The organism is Leifsonia sp. Y862 (assembly GCF_057669585.1).
Genome location: NZ_JBYHFR010000002.1, coordinates 170,511 through 190,671, shown reverse-complemented (window position 1 = coordinate 190,671; position 20,161 = coordinate 170,511). Strand labels below are relative to the sequence as shown.

Below are 20,161 nucleotides of genomic sequence, written 5' to 3'. Positions count from 1 at the left end.
AATGTAGCTTCTGAAGACAGTCCCAACTGCTACGCCGTGTCGTCGTGCCTCGCGAGCCACGCCGCCAGATACGTCGCTGTGGCCCCCTCACCGCGCGTGATGCTTCTCGGCGTGCCTGACGCGACAACCTGGCCGCCTGCGTTGCCACCACCAGGACCCAAGTCGATAACCCAGTCGCAAGCGGTGATCGCAGCGAGGTCATGCTCCACGAGAACCACGGTGTTGCCGGCATCCACCAGTTGTTGCAGCTGGTCAAGCAGCAATTGGGTGTCTGCCGGGTGCAAGCCGGCGGTCGGCTCGTCGAGCAGGTAGAGCGCATGACCGCGGCGGGCTCGTTGCAGTTCGGTGGCCAGCTTGATTCGCTGTGCCTCTCCACCGCTGAGCTCGGTCGCCGGCTGGCCGAGACGGAGATAGCCGAGACCGACATCACGGAGCGTCGCGAGGCTTCGCGACGCAGTGACAACCCCAGCGAAAAAGGCTGCAGCAGCGTCGACAGTCATCGCGAGGACATCCGCGATCGTCTTGTCGCGATAGGTCACTTCCAGCGTCTCTGCGTTGTAACGCGCCCCGTGACATGTGTGGCAGGGCGCGTATGTGCCGGGCAGGAACATCAATTCGACCGAGACGAAGCCTTCGCCCTGACACGTCTCGCAGCGCCCACCGGAGACGTTGAACGAGAATCGGCTCGCGGTGTATTCCCTGGCCTTCGCTTCGTCGGTGGCCGCAAAGAGTTTGCGCACCACATCGAACATGCCGGTGTACGTAGCGAGGTTGGAGCGCGGGGTTCGGCCGATGGGGCGTTGGTCAACGACGACCAGCCGATCAAACGTCTCTACTCCGGACACACCCTCAACATCAACCTCGAGCACGGCTTCGTCCGGCTCGTCGGATGCCGTCCCCAGATGGCCGCGCACCACATGCGCGAGCACCTGGGTCACGAGGGTCGACTTTCCCGATCCCGAGACGCCGGTGACCGCGGTCATCACCCCGAGGGGAACCTCGACCGACGTGTCACGGAGATTGTGCCGAGTGATTCCATTCAGGCGCAACCAGCCCTGGGGTGTGCGGGGCTCGTGAGCTGTCGTCGCCGAGCGTGGAAAGAGGTAACGGCCGGTGATCGACTCCTCGACCTCCCGCAGCCCCTCGACAGGGCCGGAATAGATGACGTGCCCGCCTCCTTCGCCGGCACCAGGGCCGATGTCGACGACCCAGTCGGCTCGGCGCACGACATCGAGGTCGTGTTCGACGACGAACAGGGAGTTGCCCGACGCAATCAGGCGATCCAATACGTCCAGAAGTGGCTGTGCATCGGCAGGATGCAGGCCAGCGGACGGCTCGTCAAGCACGTAGACGACGCCGAAGAGCCCGGAGCGCAATTGTGTGGCGATGCGCATCCGCTGTGATTCGCCGGGCGAAAGCGTGGTCGAGCTTCGGCCGAGGCTCAGGTAGCCCAGCCCAAGGTCAAGCAACACGTCAACCCGGGCGATCACGTCGGCGGCGATTCGACTGGCAGCTTCACTGCCCTCCTCCGCAGACGCAACGGCTCCCGCCTCGACCCCGTTTCGCAATTCCGCCGCGAGGTCACCCAGCGGTACCGCGTTCATTTCGGCGATCGTGCACCCTGCGAATGTGACGGCCAGCGCCTCTGGACGCAAGCCACTGCCGCCGCAGTCCGGGCAGGAAATACTCTGCACAAAGCGGAGGGCCCGCTCGCGCATCCGCTCGCTCTGCGACTGTGCGAGCACATGCATGACGTGCTTGCGTGCGCTCCAAAACTTTCCGTAGTAGCCATGGTCGATGCGACCGTCTTCGGGTTCGACCAGCACGGATGGCTGTTCATCGGTGTACAGCAACCAGTCGCGATCAGCGCGAGGCAACGACCGCCACGGCTTTTCGATGTCGATCCCCAGACCGCGCACGATGCTGCGGAGGTTCGCCCCCTGCCATGCCCCCGGCCAGGCAGCGATCGCCCCGTCGCGAATACTCAACGTGGTGTCGGGAACGAGAAGGGCTTCGGTGACGTCGTGCACAACCCCGAGGCCCTGGCAGCGCGGGCACGCTCCGGCCGCGGTATTCGGCGAGAATGCCTCGGCGGCGAGGTGCGTCGCGCCGGGCGGGTACGTGCCAGCCCGGGAGTAGAGCATCCGGAGCAGATTGGACAGCGTGGTGATCGTGCCGACGGTCGAACGTGAACTCGGCGCCCCGCGGCGTTGCTGCAGCGCGACAGCCGGGGGCAGCCCGGTGATCTCTCCCACTTCCGGGGCACCGACCTGGTTCAGCAGGCGCCGCGCGTATGGCGCGACGGATTCGAAATAGCGCCTCTGGGCCTCGGCATACAGCGTGCCGAACGCGAGCGAGGATTTGCCCGAACCCGAGACGCCGGTAAAGGCCACCATGCAGTCTCGGGGAATGTCGATGTCGACACTCTTCAGGTTGTGTTCTCGGGCGTCGCGAACTCGAACCCAGCCATCCACGTCGTCACGTGTCATACATCCACCGTTCTCACCGCCGAAAGAGGGGATTCGATTTCGACGGCACTACTCACTAGCCGCGCTCATCGGATCGACGAGCGCCCACCATGGCCCACCGTACGCTGGCGAGTTGGGTGCCTGCCGGGCGCGATTGTAGATTCGTTTGCCCGCGCGCAGGCGTAGCGATACGGCGTCAGCGTGGCGTGAGCCGGATGACAGGAATCTCGCGGTCGGTGGTCGTCTCGTACTTGGCGTAGGCCGGGGCCTGCGTGGTGATCTGTCGCCAGGCGTCGTCTCGTTCTGCGCCGTGCAGTTGTGACGCGGTGACATCGATCCGCTGTCCGGCATACTCGATGCGAACGGCGGATGGATGCGCCGCAAGGTTGAAGTACCACGACGGGTTGCGTGCAGCCCCTGCTGCCGACGCCACAATGAGCCGGCTGTCGCCCCCGCCGGGGAACCACCCAACGGGGGTCATGCGCTCGGCTCCTGTTTTGCTCCCCACAGTCACCAGCACCAGCGTGTTGGAGCGCCCGAGGGTGCCGGTGCGACGGACGTGGCCGATCATCCGCTGGTTTGCCCAGCGCTCGATTCGGTTGTGGCCGGACTGGCGGGCCCCTCGCGTTCCATTCGGAGTGTCGAATGCCATGGTCTCGTCTCCTCACCCAATCTGGGAACCACGATTCAATCGTCCCTCTGTTTGCCCGCCGACTACAAGGAGGGTCGCGTGCCAGCGTGACGGCGCTAGTGTCGGCGGGTTCTGCCAGACTCGTGCCATGACCACGACGATCGGCACGCCGGGCGGCACACCAGAGCGGCCGGCCATCTTCTTCGCCACGCCAGAGGAGTTCCGCGCGTGGCTCGAGGTCAACCACGCCACCGCGACGGAACTCTGGATGGGCCTCAACAAGAAGCACGTGCCAGACGGCGGGCTCACCTGGGAGCAGGCCGTCCCAGAGGCGCTGTGCTTCGGCTGGATCGATTCCGTCTCCCAGCGCATCAATGAGGATGCCAGGCGCCAGCGCTGGACACCGCGCAAGCCCGTCAGCATCTGGTCGAGCGTCAACATCGCGCTGGTCGAGAAGCTCACCGCAGAGGGGCGGATGCGCGAGGCCGGCATCATTGCGTTCGAGCGTCGACGCGAAGACAGATCGGGGGTGTACTCCCACGAGAATCCCGATCAGGAGCTGCCCCCAGAGGCCGCCGCCCGGCTGGCCGCGAACCCCGCAGCCGCCGCCTTCTGGGACGCTGCATCGCCGACGTACCGCCGCCAGGTCATCCACTGGGCACTCACGGCAAAGCAGGAGGCCACCCGCGAACGACGGCTGGCCCAGCTCATCGACGACAGCGCAGCCGGCCTGCTGGTCTCCTTCCAGCGCTACGGGGAGGTTCCCAAGTGGGCTGAGCGTGCCGCAGAGGCGGCGCGCTCTGCGGCATCCGCTTCACCGTCGAGCCAGGAAAGCTGAGCGCGCCCAACAGACCCTCGGTCAGACATCCGCCTGCTCGCTTGTGGGCGACGTTGCCGCTGCTGCCGACAGCCGGGCAATTCGAGCCCTGGCGTTCTGCTCACTCGGCGACACCGGGCCGAGCATGCGCGCCCCACCCACGATGAGCATCCGCGTCAGCGTCACCGCCGGCCACCACGGGCGCCGCAGCCCGAGTAGCTCACGTTGGCGGCGATCGAGGGACGCCACCGCCCCGCCGAACAGGATTGGGTACAGCCGCCCGGTCATCCCCGGCAGCCGGGGCTTGCGTAGAAAACGCACGGCCTCAGCAACGCGCGCGTCTGGTTTTGCCTCGGCGAGGAAGGTATCCATCTCTGCGTGCAGCTCCGCGACGGTCGTCGGCGGGTTGGCCACTCCCATCAGCAAACCGGCCTGCGCCCATTCGCGCACGTAGGCGTCCGGTCCGCCGGGAATCGGACCGCCCCAAAGCGCATGGGCGCCGAGAAAGGCTTCGGTGAAGGCGTCGTGCACCCAGCGCAGCAGCTCCTCGTCGTTCGCCGCATACGCGCGTTCGACGCCGCGGGCGTCAACGTAGGTTCCTGTCACATGTTCGTGCAGCCGTGACACGAAAGCGGATGCCGCAGTCGCGCTGGCCCGATCGCCGAACGTCGTCGTGGCCACCCACCGCACGGTGCCGTCGAGCCGTCCGAGCGGATCCTCGCGGTAGCGCGACCAGTCGTGCACACCGGCCATCGCTCCCGGATTCAGGGTCTGCAGCAGCAGCGCGCGGATGCCGGCGACCAGCGTCGGCAGCGCTCCGTTGACCGCCCACACCGCGCTGCCTGGCCCGAAGAATCCGGCGTCCGTCCCGTCGGCGAGTGCGAGGGTCCAGGCCGGGGGCTCGCGGCGCCCCGAACGCCCTGGCCGCCAGCGGGTGGTGCTGGCGTCTGTGGAGCTGGCCGTGCGGCGATCGCTCATGATTCGACGCTAGCCCGAGTCGGCCCCGTACGGCTGCGGATCCGCTGCGAACGTCTGTCTCCGCTGGAACGTCTGGCTCCGCCGGGAACCTGTCAGGGCGGCGTATTTCCGTGGTGTTAGGCTGTGGACGACAGTCGTACCGACACTACTGTCAGTAAGGTTGAAACGTGTTCGTTGCATGGCGTGACCTCGGCTTCGCCCGGGGCAGATTCGCTCTCATCGCCTCCGTGGTGCTCCTCATCACACTTCTGGTTGGCTTTCTCGGCGGTTTGACGCAGGGTCTCGCCAACGCCAACATCTCTGCGGTGACCCCGTTCAAGGCCGACAAAGTCGTGCTCTCGGAGCCGGCAGAGGGCAAGACACTCAGCTTCTCCGACTCCACGATCAGTGCCGAGTCCGCAGCCATCTGGTCGGCCGCCGAAGGCGTGGACACAGTCGAGCCGCTGGGCATTCTGACCAGCAGGGTCACGGCAGCCGGCGACCGCGAACAGACCGCCTCGCTCTTCGGAGTCGACAGCTCGTTCGCCCGCATCTCACCGAACCAGATGATTCCAACGGAGCCGGGCACCGTCATCCTCTCGGAGCGTTCGCACGAAGCGCTGCTGGCCGACGTCGGGGACGAAATCTCCATCTTCGGCGACACGTTCACGGTGGCCGGGGTGTCACAGGATTCCGAGTACAGCCACACCGGCGTGATCTGGACCACCATCGACGACTGGCGCACCACCGTGGCCAAGCAGACTGCGGGAGAGGCCCCGTTCGCAACGGCGCTCATCGTGCAGGGAGCCCCGACGGATGCCGCCCTCGTCGATGCCGACGCAGCAACCGTCTCAACCTCGCTGCTCATGTCGCTGATGTCAATCGAGGTCTTCAAGAGCGAGATCGGCTCGCTGGCACTCATGCTTGGCCTGCTGCTCGGCATCTCAGCGCTGGTGATCGGCGCCTTCTTCACCGTATGGACCATCCAGCGCAGCAGGGACATCGCCGTGTTGAAGGCGCTCGGCGCCTCAACCGGCAGCCTGGTGAGGGATGCACTCGGCCAGGCATTCGTGGTGCTGCTCGTCGGGGTGGGACTTGGAATCGGGCTCACCATTGCAGCCGGCGCCGCCCTGCCCGCTGCCGTTCCATTCGTGATCAGCCCGCTCACCACCGTGGTTCCCGGCATCGCGATGGTCGGCCTCGGCCTGGTGGGTGCGGCCTTTGCACTCAGCAGCGTCGTCAAGGCCGACCCGCTTTCCGCCCTCAACGCCCAGAACAGCTAGGAGCAGACCATGATCGAACTTCGCGATGTCACCCTCACCTACCCCGACGGCGACGGCGTCATCACCGCGATCAACGCGGCCAGCCTCACCGTCATGCCCGGCGAGATCACGGCGATCACCGGCCCCAGCGGCTCGGGCAAGTCGAGCGTCCTGGCCGTGGCCTCCACGTTGATCTCCCCGCAGCAGGGCTCGGTGCTGATCAACGGCACCGCCGCTGCCGGCCTCTCGCGCAGTGAGACTGCCGCACTGCGCCGCGACCAGATCGGGATCGTCTTCCAGCAGGCGAACCTGCTGGCCTCGCTCACCGCACTTGAGCAGCTTGAGCTGATGAGCCACCTCGGCTCGACCGCCACCAAGCGATCGAAGGCCGAGACCAGGGCGAAGGCACTCGAACTCCTCGCCGCCGTCGGCCTGGAGAAGAAGGCGCACAAGCGCCCGCACGCACTCTCCGGCGGTGAGCGGCAGCGGGTGAACATCGCGCGCGCGTTCATGAACGACCCGTCTGTTCTGGTGGTCGACGAGCCGACCAGCGCACTGGACCAGGAACGCGGCGCAGCCATCATCGCGCTCATCATCGAGCTGACCCGCACGCGCAACGTCGCCACCCTGCTGGTGACCCACGACCGCACGCACCTGCCCCTGATGGACAGCGTGCTGGTCATGGTCGACGGCAACCTGAGCGTGCACGAAGCAGCAGAGGCCGTGGCCGCCTAACGTCGAGGCCTTCGTCTAGGAGCGCAGCGACCCGGCCGGCTGCACCGCGGCATGGACCAGCGCGATGGTCGTGCGGGTGACAGCATCCGCATCTGAACCCGACTCGATGGCACCCATGGCCGATTCGAGCACCCCGCCAAGCAGGCGCGCGGTGATCATCAGCTCTGGAACGCCCAGTTGCTGCAGTGCCCCCATGAACGGCGCGATTTGCTCATGGTGCAGCTCGGCCAGCCGGGCCCGGCACGCGTCGGGCAACTGCGCTGCAGACAGTGCGGCGGCGGGTCGGTGCGCTCCCTCGGCGGCCTGGCGCAGCGTCTCGCGCACGTAGGCGTCCATCACCTCAAGCGGCTCGGAGAGCCCGTCGAGGGCGACGGCAAGCTGGGCGTTCGAGCGCGGAAACGAGTCCTCGATGATGGCCGCCAGGATGCCGGCGGCCGAGTCGAAGTACTGGTAGACGCTGGGGCGGGCAAGTCCTGCCGCAGCCCCCACGGCCGCCGGGGTGACGGCAGAAACGCCGCCCTGAACGAGCAGCTCGGTGGCGGCCGTCAGGAGCGCCTCGCGCTGGCGCCTGCGGTGTTCTGCCACGGTCGGCGCGGAAATCTTCGGCATGCCCCTGATGCTCCTCACCCTGCGATTGCTCCGCCAGTCTATCGAGCGGTCTCGGTCTGGCTGGCTAAAGTCGGCGTCGCCTCCTGGTCGCAACACGCGTGCCGGGGGAGCATCTTCCCGGACTTTCGCGTCCTCCGTTTTATGCCTCCAATCGGCGGGACGCTTGACTTCAAAGGTGGGAGCATGAGATCGATGCGACACTGCCCACCCCACAGAGACGGAAACCTCAATGATCACGATCCACCTTCGCCATGAGATCGACGCCGACAAACTCGACGATTTTCGCACTTACGGCCAAGAGTGGATCCGGCTCGTCAACAGGCTCGGCGGCACACATCACGGGTACTTTCTGCCCAGCGAAGGCGACAGCGACGAAGCATTCGCGCTCTTCACCTTCGACTCGCTCGCTGCCTACGAGCAGTACCGCACGGCGGCATCCACCGACCCAGAGTGCATCGCTGCAATCGAGTTCGCTAGGCGTACGCAGTGCATTCGCCGCTACGAACGTCGTTTTCTCTCACCAGTATTCGAATAGCAGGGATGTTGCGATGACGGATGCCGCGGCATCCGCCATCGCAACAGGCCGATTCCTCGGGGCATCGTCGCCTTCGCAGGTTCATGTCGATCGTCGATGGGCGGTAGCTCAGTCCTGGAGACAGCTACAAGAAGGGCGGATGCCGAAGCATCCGCCCTTTCAATGGTGATTCAGGAGACCTAGAAGTCCCAGTCCTCGTCTTCGGTGTTCACTGCCTTGCCGATGACATACGACGAGCCAGAACCAGAGAAGAAGTCGTGGTTCTCGTCGGAGTTCGGCGAGAGCGCCGACAGGATCGCCGGGTTCACGTCGGTGACCGTCTTCGGGAACATCGGCTCGTAGCCCAGGTTCATCAGCGCCTTGTTGGCGTTGTAGTGCAGGAACTTCTTGACGTCTTCGGTCAGACCGACCTCGTCATACAGGTCCTGCGTGTACTGCACCTCGTTCTCGTAGAGCTCGAACATGAGGTTGAACGTGTAGTCCTTGATCTCATCGCGACGCTCCTGGGTCTCGTTCTCGAGACCCTTCTGGAACTTGTACCCGATGTAGTACCCGTGCACAGCCTCATCACGAATGATCAGACGGATCATGTCTGCCGTGTTCGTGAGCTTGGCGTGGCTCGACCAGTACATCGGCAGGTAGAAGCCGGAGTAGAAGAGGAACGACTCAAGCAGGGTGGATGCGACCTTGCGCTTGAGGGGGTCGTCACCCTGGTAGTACTCCATCACGATCGCAGCCTTCTTCTGAAGGTTCTGGTTCTCGGTCGACCAGCGGAACGCCTCGTCGATCTCCTTCGTGGAGCAGAGCGTCGAGAAGATCGACGAGTAGCTCTTGGCGTGCACCGACTCCATGAACGCGATGTTCGTGTAGACGGCCTCTTCGTGAGGAGTGATGGCATCCGGAATCAGTGAGACGGCACCGACGGTGCCCTGGATGGTGTCGAGCAGGGTCAGCCCGGTGAACACGCGCATGGTGAGCTGCTGCTCTGCCGGAGTGAGCGTGTTCCACGACTGGATGTCGTTCGACAGCGGGATCTTCTCGGGCAGCCAGAAGTTGTTGACGAGGCGGTTCCAGACCTCGACATCCTTCTCGTCTTCGATCTTGTTCCAGTTGATGGCGTCAACGTGGGAGACGAGCTTCAGCTTGTCAATCATGAGTGTGTTCCTTTTATCCAGAGATTCGAGTGGGCAGCAGATCTAGAGCATGCAGCTGACGCAGCCGTCAACCTCGGTGCCCTCGAGCGCGAGCTGGCGCAGACGAATGTAGTAGATCGTCTTGATGCCCTTGCGCCAGGCGTAGATCTGAGCCTTGTTGATGTCACGAGTGGTGGCGGTGTCCTTGAAGAACAAGGTCAGCGACAGGCCCTGGTCGACGTGCTGGGTAGCCGCCGCGTAGGTGTCGATGATCTTCTCTGCACCGATTTCGTAGGCATCCTGGTAGTAGTCCAGGTTCTCGTTCGTCATGAACGGCGCCGGGTAGTACACGCGGCCGAGCTTGCCTTCCTTGCGGATCTCGATCTTCGACGCGATCGGGTGAATCGACGACGTCGAGTTGTTGATGTACGAGATCGAGCCAGTCGGCGGTACAGCCTGCAGGTTCTGGTTGTAGATACCGTGCTCAATGACGGATGCCTTCAGCGCTGCCCAGTCGGCCTGCGTCGGGATGGTGACCCCAGAGGTCGCGAACAGCTCTGCGACGCGCGCCGTTGCCGGCTCCCACACCTGGTCGGTGTACTTGTCGAAGAACGCACCGGATGCGTAGGTCGAGTCTTCGAAGCCTTCGAAGGCACGGCCACGCTCGATGGCGAGCTTGTTCGAGGCACGCAGCGCGTGGAACAGCACCGTGTAGAAGTAGATGTTCGTGAAGTCGATGCCCTCGTCGCTGCCGTAGTACACGTGCTCGCGGGACAGGTATCCGTGCAGGTTCATCTGGCCGAGGCCGATGGCGTGCGACTTGTCGTTGCCGTCTTCGATCGACCGAACGGATGAGATGTGGCTCTGCTCAGAGACCGAGTTGAGGCCGCGAATGGCGGTTTCAACGGTCAAACCAAAGTCGGGCGAGTCCATCGCCAGGGCGATGTTCATCGAGCCGAGGTTGCAGGAGATGTCCTTGCCGATCTCGTTGTACGAGAGGTCCTCGTTGTACGTGGTCGGCGTGTTGACCTGAAGGATTTCAGAGCACAGGTTCGACATGTTGATGCGGCCCTTGATCGGGTTCGCAGCGTTGACGGTGTCTTCGTACACGATGTACGGGTAGCCGGACTCGAACTGGATCTCCGCGAGGGTCTGGAAGAAGTCACGGGCCTTCATCTTCGACTTCTTGATGCGGGGGTTGTCGACCATTTCCTGGTACTTCTCCGAGACGGAGATGTCGCCGAACGGAACGCCGTACACCTTCTCGACGTCGTATGGGGAGAACAGGTACATGTCCTCACCCTTCTTCGCCAGTTCGAAGGTGATGTCAGGGATGACCACGCCGAGTGACAGCGTCTTGATGCGGATCTTCTCGTCGGCGTTCTCACGCTTGGTGTCGAGGAAGCGCATGATGTCGGGGTGGTGCGCGTGCAGGTACACGGCACCGGCACCCTGGCGGGCGCCGAGCTGGTTGGCGTAGCTGAAGGAGTCTTCGAGCAGCTTCATCACGGGGATGATGCCACTGGACTGGTTCTCGATCTGCTTGATCGGTGCGCCGGCCTCACGGATGTTGGAGAGCAGCAGGGCGACGCCGCCACCACGCTTCGAGAGCTGCAGCGACGAGTTGATGCCGCGGGAGATCGACTCCATGTTGTCTTCGATGCGCAGCAGGAAGCAGGAGACGAGCTCGCCGCGCTGTGCCTTGCCGGAGTTCAGGAAGGTCGGGGTGGCCGGCTGGAAACGACCGGCGATGATCTCTTCGACCAGGTTGACGGCGAGCGCCTCGTCACCGGCAGCGAGGCCGAGTGCAGTCATGACGACGCGGTCTTCGAAGCGCTCGAGGTAACGCTTTCCGTCGAACGTCTTGAGCGTGTACGAGGTGTAGTACTTGAATGCACCGAGGAAGGTCTGGAAGCGGAATTTCTTCGAGTAGGCCAGGTCGTTGAGCTTCGTGATGAACTCGAACGAGTACTGGTCGAGCACTGCCTGCTCGTAGTACTCCTTCTCCACCAGGTAGTCGAGACGTTCCTTGAGGCTGTGGAAGAACACCGTGTTCTGGTTCACGTGCTGCAGGAAGTACTCGCGCGCAGCCTCGCGGTCCTTGTCGAACTGGATCTCGCCGTTCGGGCCGTAGAGGTTGAGCATCGCGTTCAGGGAGTGGTAATCCATTCCGAGACCGCTTGGTGCGTCAATCACAGTTGCTTCCAAAATGAATCCAATCCTTCGTGAACGATGCGCACATCATCCGGGGTTCCAAATACTTCGAATCGGTAGAGGCAGGGCACCTTGCACTTGGCGGCAATGATGTCCCCGGCGATGCCGTATGCCTCACCGAAATTTGTGTTTCCGGCGCCGATGACGCCGCGAATCAGTGATCGGTTGATCGGGTCGTTGAGAAACCGGATTACCTGTTTGGGCACTGCCCCTGCACCGTTGCCGCCACCGTAGGTGGGAAGGCACAGCACGTATGGCTCTTTAACGCGCAGAGGTTCTTCACGCGCGTAGAGCGGAATGCGTGTAGCGGGACGACCGAGTTTCTCTATGAACCGGTGCGTGTTTCCCGAAACGCTCGAAAAGTAAACTAACTCGGCCATAGAACACCCCCTCGCGTGCCGATGTGATGCGAGTACTGCTTGCGCTTGTACTTGTACTGCTTGTGGTGGTGCTGCTGAATAGGCGCTTACGCCAGACGTGCAGCGAGCTCGTTGATCTTGTCGGGGCGGAAGCCTGACCAGTGGTCCTCGTCGGTGATGACGACGGGAGCCTGCAGGTAGCCGAGAGCCTTAACGGCTTCGAGGGCACCCTCGTCGGCCGACAGGTCGAGGATGTTGTATTCGATGCCCTTGTTGTCGAGAGCCCGGTACGTCGCGGTGCACTGCACACAGGATGGCTTCGTGTAGACCGTGATTGCCATGGCGCTGGCCCTCTCTTCTGAGCTGATTTCTTAGCTGAACCAGCAGTTCAATAGTGGAGTCAAGCGACCGGAATTCAAGACATTCACGATGTCGCCGACTGGACTTCTAATACTACATCTAGTGATCGCAGATAGGAACGGGCACAACATGCAGTAATTACAAATATGTAGTTATCCACGGGTTGTCCACCGGTTGTCAACAGCTCACGTCCTCGAGAGAGGCCATTTTCCGCGGCTCGTTGCGAAGTTATCCACAGGTAGACGATTTCAAACTATTTTGCTTGTGGATAACACGTCGGCGTGTCGGTAAACCACTACATGTTGTGTTGCTGGAGACAGTCTTGCACTAGCCACCGACATTCCAGCGGATGCCGCGCGCGGGTAATTTTCGTGCCGAAACCGCGCTCGACCTGCGCTAAACCCGAGGCGGTGCGGTGGACTCGCGAATGATCAGCTCTGGTGCAACGGTGGGCGGATCAGGAGACTCCTCGTCCTGCAGGATCGCCAGCAGCGACGCCATGATGTCGCGTCCGAGCGCGCTGAAATCCTGTCGCATGGTGCTCAGCGGCGGGGTGAAATGTTCGGCTTCCGGGATGTCGTCAAAGCCCATCACGCTGACGTCGCGCGGCACCAGGAAGCCCCGCTGGGTGAGGGCGTGCATGAATCCGAGGGCCATCTGGTCGTTGCCGGCCAGAACGGCGGTGAACCCGGCGCTGTCGGGAGCGGTGACAGAGTCCGCGAGGATCGCGCCGAACCGGTATCCGCTGGCCGGTGTCCAGTCGCCCCACATCGCCTCGCGTGCGATGAGGCCGCGCTCATTCAGCTCGTCGCGCCAGCCGCGAACTCGCTCGGTGGCATCCATTGAATCTGCCGGCCCTGCCAGATGCAGGATGCTCGTGTGCCCGAGCTCTGCCAGGTACCCAACGGCCGTTCGCGCACCGTGATACTGGTCGATGCCCACGCTGTGGAATCCGCTGCGCCCACTCGACTCGACGACGACCAGCGGCACCCCGAGTTCCACTCCCCTGACGGCGTCGAGCGCTCCCCGGTGTGCGGCGATCAGCACGATGGCTTCGACGTTCTGGCGCAGCAACAGCTCGACGGCCGAGCGCAGTGACTCTGGGTCAGACTCCAGCATGCTGGCCATGCTCACGGCGTACCGCGCCTGCCTGGCAGCCTCGTTGAACCGAAGCACCGTGCTCGACGGCCCGTAGTCAGGACCGCCCGTCGTAATCAGTCCGATGGTGCGGGAGCGCCGGGTAACGAGGGCCCTGGCTGCGGGCGACGGCCGGTAGCGCAGCTGCGTGATGGCCTGTTCGACGCGGAGACGTGTGGCCGGGCGCACATTGGGCAGGTCGTTGAGCACGCGAGATACCGTCTGGTGAGACACTCCCGCCAGCCGCGCCACGTCGAAGATGTTCGCAACGCGTACCCGTTCGCCGTCCGTACTCACCTGACTCATTGGCTCCTGCCGTGGCGCATGACACTACACATTGATGGCCTATTCTCCCGTGTCCGGCGCCCGACTCCGTGCCATTTCACTACTGATGCCACGTCGCAACCAGCATCGCGACCGGCAATATCGCACCCGACCACGTCGCATCCGCTATCGCCGCCTTTTCGTCAGCACTTTCTGCAGGATGATGAACACCAGCAGCAGCACGCCAATGAAGATGCGGGTCCACCATGAGCTCAGCGTTCCTTCGAAGGTGATGATGGTCTGGATGGTGCCGAGCACCAGCACGCCGAGCACTGAGCCGAGTACGAATCCGTAGCCGCCGGTGAGCAGGGTGCCGCCGATCACGACGGCCGCGATGGCATCCAACTCGGTGCCGACGGCGGTGAGGCTGTAGCCGGAGAGCGTATAGAAGGTGAAGAGCACCCCCGCAAGGCCAGAGCAGAAGCCACTGATCACGTAGACCAGCACCTTCGTGCGGGCGACGGGCAAGCCCATCAGCATGCCGGACTGCTCTCCCCCGCCGATCGCATAGACGGTGCGGCCGAGGCGCGTGTAGTGCAACACATAGAAGGCGACGGCCACGACGACCAGCGCGATGATGACGCTGGCGTTGATGCTCATCCTCGGCCCGACAGGAATCCGGGTCTGTGCGAGAGCGACGAAGAACGGGTTGTCGATGGTGATCGAGTTGTTGCTGATCACGTAGCAGAGACCCCTGGCCAGGAACATGGCCGCCAGGGTGGCGATGAATGGTTGGATCTTGAACACGTGCACCATGAGCCCGACCAAAAATCCGAGCGTCGACGTGGTGACGAGGATGAGCGGGATCACGACGCCCGCCTCCCACCCCGCTTGCAACAGGCTGGCCGCGATCATGGTCGACAGCGCGACGACAGCGCCCACGGAGAGATCGATACCGCCGGTGAGGATGACGAAGGTCATCCCGACGGCGAGCACGATCAAGTACGCGTTGTCGACGAAGAGGTTGAGGATGACCGGCCCCGACAGGAAGCCACGGTAGCGACTGCCACCGAGCGCGAAGATCAGGATGAGCAGCACCAGGGTGACGAGCACGGGACCGTACTTCGGACTGGTGAACAGGCCTCGCACCGCGCTGAGGAATCGGCTGACGGGACTTGCGGTTGCCCGAGGCGGTCTCGGAGCCGGGCCCTGGGCCGGAGTGGGTGTCTGGGTCAGGGTGCTCATGAGGTGGCCGTCTCCTTCCGGGAGGACGTCAGGGCATGGCGCCATCGCGCGAACGCTGCGTTGGTGGTCGGCGACTGCAGCAGGCAGACGATGGTGACCACCGCTGCCTTGAACACCATGGTCGCGATGGGCGGGATGCCGACGGTGTACACCGTGGTGACCAGCGTCTGGATGACGAGGGCTCCCACCAGTGTGCCGACCAGCGAGTAGCGGCCGCCGGCCAGGGAAGTTCCGCCGATGACGACGGCGAGGATGGCGTCGAGCTCGATGAACAGGCCGGTGTTGTTGGCATCCGCTGCTGTCTGGTTTGAGGTGAGGATGAGGCCGGCGATCGCCGCGCACAGGGCGCTGAAGGTGTAGACGGTGAACACAAGGCCGCGCGAGCGCACACCGGCCTGGCGGCTGGCCTCCGGGTTGATGCCGACCGATTCGATCAGCATCCCGAGCGCTGTACGCCGGGTGAGGAGGGCGGCGAGGGCGAAGATCACGGCGGCGATGACCGCGGCGATCGGCAGGCCGAGCACAAAGCCGGTGCCGAGCACCTTGAACGGCGGACTGTTCACCGTGAGGATCTGGCCCTCTGTGATGAGCATCGCAACGCCACGGCCGGCCGTCATCAGGATGAGGGTCGCGATGATGGGTTGGATGCCGAGCACGGCCACCAGGAATCCGTTCCACATGCCGAGCACGAGCGAGATCAGGATGGCGACGGTCACCGCGACGATGACGGTCGTGATGCTGCCTGGATTGTCGGACCCCAGGATGATCGAGCACGCCACCGCGCCGGCAATGGCGCAGATGGCGCCGACGGAGAGGTCGATGCCGCGGGTCGCGATGACGAGCGTCATGCCGACAGCGATGATCAGCGTCGGCGCCCCGTTGCGCACGATGTCGACGAGGCTGCCGAACAGGTGGCCGTCCTTGACCGTGATGTTGAAGAAGCCGGGGAACGCAATGAGGTTGATGGCGAACAGCACCAGCAGCATCACGACGGGCCAGAACAGGCGGCTGGCGAATACCTTGCTCACGTTGTTGCTCCTGTCAGAGAGGAATTGTCAGACCCGTTGGTCGATGCTCGTGGTGCTTCGTCGGCGACGGAGCCGTCAGCGATGATGGCGAGCAGGCTGTCAACGCTCACATCGTCGTTGTTGATGTCGGCCACGAGGCGCCGGTCGCGCAGAATGCCGATGCGGTGGCTGAGGCGGAGCACCTCCTCGAGCTCGGCGGAGATGAAGATCACGGACATGCCGTTCTCTGCGAGGTTCACGACGAGCTTCTGGATCTCTGCCTTGGCACCGACGTCGATACCGCGGGTGGGTTCGTCGAGGATCAGCAGCCGGGGCGCGACAGCAAGCCACCTGGCCAGCAGCACCTTCTGCTGGTTGCCGCCGGAGAGATTCTTCACGAGGGCGTCGGGGTTGGCCGGGCGGATGTTCAACGCCTGGATGTAGCTGGCCGCGAGTTCATCCTGCCGCTTCTTCGGAATCGGGCGGAACCAGCCGCGGTCAGCCTGCAGGGCGAGAACGATGTTGTCGCGCACCGTGAGGTCCTCGACCACACCCTCTGCCTTCCGGTTCTCGGAGGAATATGCGACACCGCGGGCCAGAGCCGAACGGGGTGTGCGGAACTTGCTCTGTCGGCCGCCGACGGCGAGGCTGCCGGCATCCGGTCGATCAATGCCCGCGAGGATGCGGGCCAGCTCGGTGCGCCCCGATCCAAGCAGACCGGCAAGGCCGACGACCTCGCCCTCGTAAATACGGAGGTCGAACGGCTCGATGGCGCCTTTGCGCCCGAACCCGATCGCCTGCATGAATGGCACTTCGCCCTCGTCGTCGGCAACACTCTGGTCGTGCGTCTTCTTCTGCAGGTCGTCGAGGAGGGCGATTTCCTTGCCGATCATCTTCTGCACGAGGTCGATGCGCAGGATCTCGTCGGTGAGGTATTCGCCGACGAGCTTGCCGTTGCGAAACACCGTGAGCCGGTCGGAGATCTCGTAGACCTGGTCGAGAAAGTGCGACACGAAGAGGATTGCCACTCCTTCTTCTTTCAGCGAGCGGATGACGCGGAATAGCTCAGTGACCTCGTCGGCATCAAGGCTCGATGTCGGCTCGTCGAGCACGAGCACCTTGGCCTGCACGTCGAGGGCACGGGCGATGGCGACGAGCTGTTGCACCGCGAGCGAGTGCGAGCCGAGCAGTGACCCTGGGTCGATGTCGAGGTGGAGTCGCGTGAGCAGCTCAGCCGCGCGCTTGCGGGTGGCACGCCAGTCGATGCCGCCGAAGCGTCGGGGCTCGCGGCCGAGCATGATGTTCTCGGCAACGCTGAGATTCGTGAGGAGGTTGACCTCCTGGTAGACCGTGCTGATGCCGGCCTCTTGCGCCTGCGCCGGTCCGGCGAATGACACGGACGTCCCGTCGAGCAGGATGGTGCCGCTGTCGACGGAGTACACGCCGGTCAGCGCCTTGATGAGCGTCGACTTGCCGGCGCCGTTCTCCCCCATCAGCGAGTGCACCTCGCCGGGGAACATTCGGAAACTCACCTCGTCGAGCGCCTTCACGCCAGGGAACGAGATCGAGATGTTGGTCATGTCGACAACGGGTGTCTCTACGGTCATACCGGTTCTGCTTTCTTCAGTGAAAACGGATGCGGCCGAGTGGAACGGATGCGGCGATAACGGGTTCCGCGGGCCGGATGGTCGTGGTTCGACCACTCGGCCCGCGATCTGCGCTTTGCGCCTAGTACTGGCGGTCTGGGAGCGCCTCGATGGCCTGCTCCTGGGTGAATGTCGTCTCTTCGGTGATGATGCGCTTCTCCGGGGTTTCGCCGGCAACGACCTGCTTGACGATATCGACCAGCTGCTTGCCGAGGAGCGGTGAGCACTCAACGATGAAGTTGATCTTGCCGTCGGCCAGGGCCTGCATGCCATCCTTCACGGCATCAACGGTGATGATCTTGATGTCCTGGCCAGGAACAAGTCCGGCCGCTTCAATCGCTTCGATCGCGCCGAGTCCCATGTCGTCGTTGTGTGCGTAGATCACGTCAACGTCGGGGTTCGACTTCAGGAGTGCTTCCGTCACCTGCTTGCCACCGGCACGCGTGAAGTCACCGGTCTGCGATGCCACAACCTCGAACTTCGGGTCTGCCGAAATCACGTCGGCGAACCCTTCTGCGCGGTCGATGGCCGGGGCGGCGCCCGTTGTGCCCTCGAGCTGGATGATCTTCACCGGGTCGGTCTGGTCCTTGTACTCAGCGACCAGCCAGTCGCCGGCCTTCTTGCCCTCTGCGATGAAGTCGGATCCGAGGAAGCTCACATACAGCGAGTCATCCTTTGAGTCGACAGCGCGGTCGGTGAGGACCACCGGGATCTCGGCATCCTGTGCTTCCTTGAGCACGGCATCCCAACCGGTTTCGACGACGGGCGAGAACGCGATGACGTCAACGCCCTGGGTGATGTAGGAGCGGATCGCCTTGATCTGGTTCTCCTGCTTCTGCTGGGCGTCCGAGAACTTGAGTTCCATGCCGGACTCAGCGAATGCGTCCTGGATGTCCTTCGTGTTGGCGGTGCGCCATCCGCTTTCTGCGCCGACCTGGGCGAACCCGACCACGATTTCGCTCGGGTCTTTGGCTTCACCTGTCGAGCCGGCGTCTGTGCCTGAGCAGCCCGCGAGGGCGATGATCATGGCACTGGCGGCAACCGCAGTGATGAGTCTCTTCATCTGACTAAACCTCCTTGTTCAGCGTTCCCGGCGAAGACTGATGCTGCGATGACCTGGGGCCGGGCGGGCAGTTCATTCTGACCGTGATGGCATGCTAGCGCCGAATTGTGAGCGCTCACAATGGGGGGATCACATTTTGCGCCACATTCGTTACCTGTTCGTTGCATAGCGGATGCCGGCGCATTGTGAGCGCTCATAAAACGGCAGCGGATGCCGCGCGCGGCCTGCCTGCGCCGTCGACCTCCCGAGCCGGGCTCGTCGGGGCGGGCGGGCGGGGCGCGCGCAAGTCTGGGCGCGCGAAATCCCGGCAGGCGCGCGATAAACCGAGCGCCCAGCGGAAAACCGCGCGCCAGGATGTCTGCACCCAGCGCCTCATCGCGCGCGCGGCACCCCATGCGCAACGAGGAAGGCGTGAAAGCGACGCGGGGAGATCACCGTGTCCCAATCCCACCTGTCAAAGCTGTCGCAACCTGGGTCATGGCGCAGCGCATCCTCTCGTGCCTTTTCGGCCAAAAGAACCTCAGCAGGGTCGCGGTCGCCAAGCACCGCACCGCGCGTGTACTTGTGCGTGCCGTCGAACTCGCCAATCTTACGAATGCGCCGCCAGTAGTAGTCGACCCAGTAGGTATGCCCGCCGACGTTCGCGAAGCACACCTGCAGTTCGGGCACCTCGAACCCCAGCTCATACATGCGAACTCGACCAAGTGTCTCCCCGGGATTCGCAGACAAATCCGTTGCGAAGCCGATGGCCCGTTCTGCTTTCGCGCGCCGTGCGACGGAAAGGCCCGGCGCCAGCTCGGCATACAGGTCGGCCTTCGTCAGGGTCACCGGTGCGCGGATGCCGCGCTTCTGCGCGGCATCCACTCTTTCTCTCTCACTGCGGAGCGCGTGGTCAATCATGGTGACGGCGACAAGGAAACTTGCCGTTATCGCTACATCAACGAGGGTTCGCGCCAGTGACGTGACGGCGATCGCGCCGATCTGCACGGTGTCAGGCGCAGACACTCTGCGGTGCCTGGTGATGAACCGGGCGTTGCTCCCGCCCGATGCCGTCGAGTCGATCACATGAACTGTCTTCGGCCAGGCGCCGATTGTTGGCAGCCCATGCAACACTGCCGCGGATTCGTGCGACACGACGACGGGTCGCTGTGCAAGGTGGTGCGTCGCACCCACGAACAGTCGGTAGCGCTCGTCGGCTTTCGCTGATGCCCAGCGCTCTCCATCGACGTAGACCCCCTGCCTGACCCGCACCAGTTCTCCCCGCTCAACAAGCGACTTCACCGTGTGCGTCGAGACGCCCAATCGCTTCAATGAGGCGGCGGGAATCAGTTCCGCGTTTTTGGCGGCTGCAGTCTCAAGAAAATCAGGCATGCCTCACGGTGCACTCGCTGCACCATGCCGAGCGCTCGCAGCGCACGATCTGTGGACAGATCGCATCGGCATCCGCTGTGCAGGACTCTGCGTTACCTCGGCGCGAAGGCTGGGCGCGCGAAAACGCGGTGGGCGCGCGATAAAGCGCGCGCCCACCGGGAAACCGCGCGCCAGGATTGCACGAGCCACGCCGGGCACAGGCATGGGCACGGGCTGACCCGCGCATCGTCCGCATGGCTGCTCCACTGACAGCGCATGACCGCCACAGACACACAGAAGCCCCGCGGCCCAAAGGCGGCGGGGCTTCTGACGCGAACGATTCCCCCGAATCGCCCGCGGTCTGTGGCG

The 20,161-nt window shown here is 63.8% G+C and carries 18 protein-coding genes; 4 read left to right on the top strand and 14 right to left on the bottom strand.

The annotated features are described in order from the left end of the window. Positions 1 to 29: 29 nt before the first annotated feature. On the bottom strand, positions 30 to 2,489 hold the full coding sequence (uvrA, locus tag AC25Z0_RS11055; RefSeq protein WP_488133256.1) for an excinuclease ABC subunit UvrA: 2,460 nt from the start codon (positions 2,487 to 2,489) through the stop codon (positions 30 to 32). A 175-nt stretch (positions 2,490 to 2,664) separates the two neighbouring features. Further along, a complete protein-coding gene (locus AC25Z0_RS11050) occupies positions 2,665 to 3,120 on the bottom strand; it encodes a nitroreductase/quinone reductase family protein (RefSeq protein ID WP_488133255.1) in 456 nt (151 codons plus the stop codon). A 127-nt stretch (positions 3,121 to 3,247) separates the two neighbouring features. Between AC25Z0_RS11050 and AC25Z0_RS11045 the strand changes: the two genes are divergently transcribed. Next, positions 3,248 to 3,937 (top strand): YdeI/OmpD-associated family protein, encoded by a 690-nt coding sequence (locus tag AC25Z0_RS11045; protein ID WP_488133254.1) that lies wholly within the window; start codon positions 3,248 to 3,250, stop codon positions 3,935 to 3,937. A 21-nt stretch (positions 3,938 to 3,958) separates the two neighbouring features. Here the strand turns inward: AC25Z0_RS11045 and AC25Z0_RS11040 are convergent, their stop codons facing one another. Next, positions 3,959 to 4,894 (bottom strand): oxygenase MpaB family protein, encoded by a 936-nt coding sequence (locus AC25Z0_RS11040; RefSeq protein WP_488133253.1) that lies wholly within the window; start codon positions 4,892 to 4,894, stop codon positions 3,959 to 3,961. Positions 4,895 to 5,061: 167 nt separating this feature from the next. Here AC25Z0_RS11040 and AC25Z0_RS11035 point away from each other — a divergent pair, with 167 nt between their 5' ends. Both AC25Z0_RS11035 and AC25Z0_RS11030 read left to right on the top strand, forming a co-directional pair. Next, a complete protein-coding gene (locus tag AC25Z0_RS11035) occupies positions 5,062 to 6,156 on the top strand; it encodes an ABC transporter permease (protein WP_488133252.1) in 1,095 nt (364 codons plus the stop codon). Positions 6,157 to 6,165: 9 nt separating this feature from the next. Continuing rightward, positions 6,166 to 6,870: an ABC transporter ATP-binding protein gene (locus AC25Z0_RS11030; RefSeq protein WP_488133251.1), complete on the top strand. Its 705-nt coding sequence runs from the start codon at positions 6,166 to 6,168 to the stop codon at positions 6,868 to 6,870. 15 nt (positions 6,871 to 6,885) lie between these two features. Here the strand turns inward: AC25Z0_RS11030 and AC25Z0_RS11025 are convergent, their stop codons facing one another. Then, positions 6,886 to 7,479 (bottom strand): TetR/AcrR family transcriptional regulator, encoded by a 594-nt coding sequence (locus tag AC25Z0_RS11025; RefSeq protein ID WP_488133250.1) that lies wholly within the window; start codon positions 7,477 to 7,479, stop codon positions 6,886 to 6,888. A 229-nt stretch (positions 7,480 to 7,708) separates the two neighbouring features. Between AC25Z0_RS11025 and AC25Z0_RS11020 the strand changes: the two genes are divergently transcribed. Then, positions 7,709 to 8,014 carry an NIPSNAP family protein gene (locus AC25Z0_RS11020; protein WP_488133249.1) on the top strand — a complete coding sequence of 102 codons (306 nt, stop codon included), beginning with the start codon at positions 7,709 to 7,711 and terminating at the stop codon, positions 8,012 to 8,014. A 179-nt stretch (positions 8,015 to 8,193) separates the two neighbouring features. Here AC25Z0_RS11020 and nrdF read toward each other — a convergent pair whose 3' ends face one another. The 10 genes from nrdF to AC25Z0_RS10970 form a co-directional block, all read right to left on the bottom strand. After that, a complete protein-coding gene (gene nrdF / locus AC25Z0_RS11015) occupies positions 8,194 to 9,168 on the bottom strand; it encodes a class 1b ribonucleoside-diphosphate reductase subunit beta (RefSeq protein ID WP_488119695.1) in 975 nt (324 codons plus the stop codon). 42 nt (positions 9,169 to 9,210) lie between these two features. Further along, a complete protein-coding gene (gene nrdE / locus AC25Z0_RS11010) occupies positions 9,211 to 11,316 on the bottom strand; it encodes a class 1b ribonucleoside-diphosphate reductase subunit alpha (RefSeq protein ID WP_488133628.1) in 2,106 nt (701 codons plus the stop codon). Between the two features lie 23 nt (positions 11,317 to 11,339). After that, positions 11,340 to 11,741, bottom strand: a complete 402-nt coding sequence (gene nrdI, locus AC25Z0_RS11005) for a class Ib ribonucleoside-diphosphate reductase assembly flavoprotein NrdI (protein WP_488119694.1) — start codon at positions 11,739 to 11,741, stop codon at positions 11,340 to 11,342. Between the two features lie 86 nt (positions 11,742 to 11,827). Further along, complete coding sequence (gene nrdH, locus AC25Z0_RS11000; RefSeq protein WP_488133248.1) at positions 11,828 to 12,061, bottom strand: glutaredoxin-like protein NrdH; 234 nt, start codon at positions 12,059 to 12,061, stop codon at positions 11,828 to 11,830. A gap of 415 nt (positions 12,062 to 12,476) precedes the next feature. Next, positions 12,477 to 13,514 carry a LacI family DNA-binding transcriptional regulator gene (locus tag AC25Z0_RS10995; protein WP_488133247.1) on the bottom strand — a complete coding sequence of 346 codons (1,038 nt, stop codon included), beginning with the start codon at positions 13,512 to 13,514 and terminating at the stop codon, positions 12,477 to 12,479. A gap of 153 nt (positions 13,515 to 13,667) precedes the next feature. Continuing rightward, positions 13,668 to 14,726, bottom strand: a complete 1,059-nt coding sequence (gene yjfF / locus AC25Z0_RS10990; protein ID WP_488133246.1) for a galactofuranose ABC transporter, permease protein YjfF — start codon at positions 14,724 to 14,726, stop codon at positions 13,668 to 13,670. Beyond that, complete coding sequence (locus AC25Z0_RS10985) at positions 14,723 to 15,754, bottom strand: ABC transporter permease (RefSeq protein WP_488119690.1); 1,032 nt, start codon at positions 15,752 to 15,754, stop codon at positions 14,723 to 14,725. The genes yjfF and AC25Z0_RS10985 overlap by 4 nt, the downstream gene beginning before the upstream one ends. After that, a complete protein-coding gene (locus AC25Z0_RS10980) occupies positions 15,751 to 17,340 on the bottom strand; it encodes a sugar ABC transporter ATP-binding protein (RefSeq protein ID WP_488119689.1) in 1,590 nt (529 codons plus the stop codon). Before AC25Z0_RS10980 ends, AC25Z0_RS10985 begins: the two co-directional genes overlap by 4 nt. Before the next feature lie 121 nt (positions 17,341 to 17,461). Further along, positions 17,462 to 18,442 (bottom strand): ABC transporter substrate-binding protein, encoded by a 981-nt coding sequence (locus tag AC25Z0_RS10975; RefSeq protein ID WP_488119688.1) that lies wholly within the window; start codon positions 18,440 to 18,442, stop codon positions 17,462 to 17,464. A gap of 372 nt (positions 18,443 to 18,814) precedes the next feature. Continuing rightward, a complete protein-coding gene (locus tag AC25Z0_RS10970; RefSeq protein ID WP_488133245.1) occupies positions 18,815 to 19,813 on the bottom strand; it encodes a type IV toxin-antitoxin system AbiEi family antitoxin domain-containing protein in 999 nt (332 codons plus the stop codon). Positions 19,814 to 20,161 lie beyond the last annotated feature (348 nt).

Bases quoted from the DNA above. Each gene is read 5' to 3' on its own strand.
- AC25Z0_RS11030 (WP_488133251.1), top strand. From the start codon at position 6,166: ATGATCGAACTTCGCGATGTCACCCTCACCTACCCCGACGGCGACGGC.
- AC25Z0_RS11020 (WP_488133249.1), top strand. From the start codon at position 7,709: ATGATCACGATCCACCTTCGCCATGAGATCGACGCCGACAAACTCGAC.
- AC25Z0_RS10980 (WP_488119689.1), bottom strand. From the start codon at position 17,340: ATGACCGTAGAGACACCCGTTGTCGACATGACCAACATCTCGATCTCG.
- nrdI (WP_488119694.1), bottom strand. From the start codon at position 11,741: ATGGCCGAGTTAGTTTACTTTTCGAGCGTTTCGGGAAACACGCACCGG.
- AC25Z0_RS11045 (WP_488133254.1), top strand. From the start codon at position 3,248: ATGACCACGACGATCGGCACGCCGGGCGGCACACCAGAGCGGCCGGCC.
- AC25Z0_RS11025 (WP_488133250.1), bottom strand. From the start codon at position 7,479: ATGCCGAAGATTTCCGCGCCGACCGTGGCAGAACACCGCAGGCGCCAG.
- uvrA (WP_488133256.1), bottom strand. From the start codon at position 2,489: ATGACACGTGACGACGTGGATGGCTGGGTTCGAGTTCGCGACGCCCGA.
- nrdH (WP_488133248.1), bottom strand. From the start codon at position 12,061: ATGGCAATCACGGTCTACACGAAGCCATCCTGTGTGCAGTGCACCGCG.
- AC25Z0_RS10975 (WP_488119688.1), bottom strand. From the start codon at position 18,442: ATGAAGAGACTCATCACTGCGGTTGCCGCCAGTGCCATGATCATCGCC.
- AC25Z0_RS10970 (WP_488133245.1), bottom strand. From the start codon at position 19,813: ATGCCTGATTTTCTTGAGACTGCAGCCGCCAAAAACGCGGAACTGATT.
- AC25Z0_RS11050 (WP_488133255.1), bottom strand. From the start codon at position 3,120: ATGGCATTCGACACTCCGAATGGAACGCGAGGGGCCCGCCAGTCCGGC.
- nrdE (WP_488133628.1), bottom strand. From the start codon at position 11,316: ATGGATTACCACTCCCTGAACGCGATGCTCAACCTCTACGGCCCGAAC.
- nrdF (WP_488119695.1), bottom strand. From the start codon at position 9,168: ATGATTGACAAGCTGAAGCTCGTCTCCCACGTTGACGCCATCAACTGG.
- yjfF (WP_488133246.1), bottom strand. From the start codon at position 14,726: ATGAGCACCCTGACCCAGACACCCACTCCGGCCCAGGGCCCGGCTCCG.
- AC25Z0_RS11040 (WP_488133253.1), bottom strand. From the start codon at position 4,894: ATGAGCGATCGCCGCACGGCCAGCTCCACAGACGCCAGCACCACCCGC.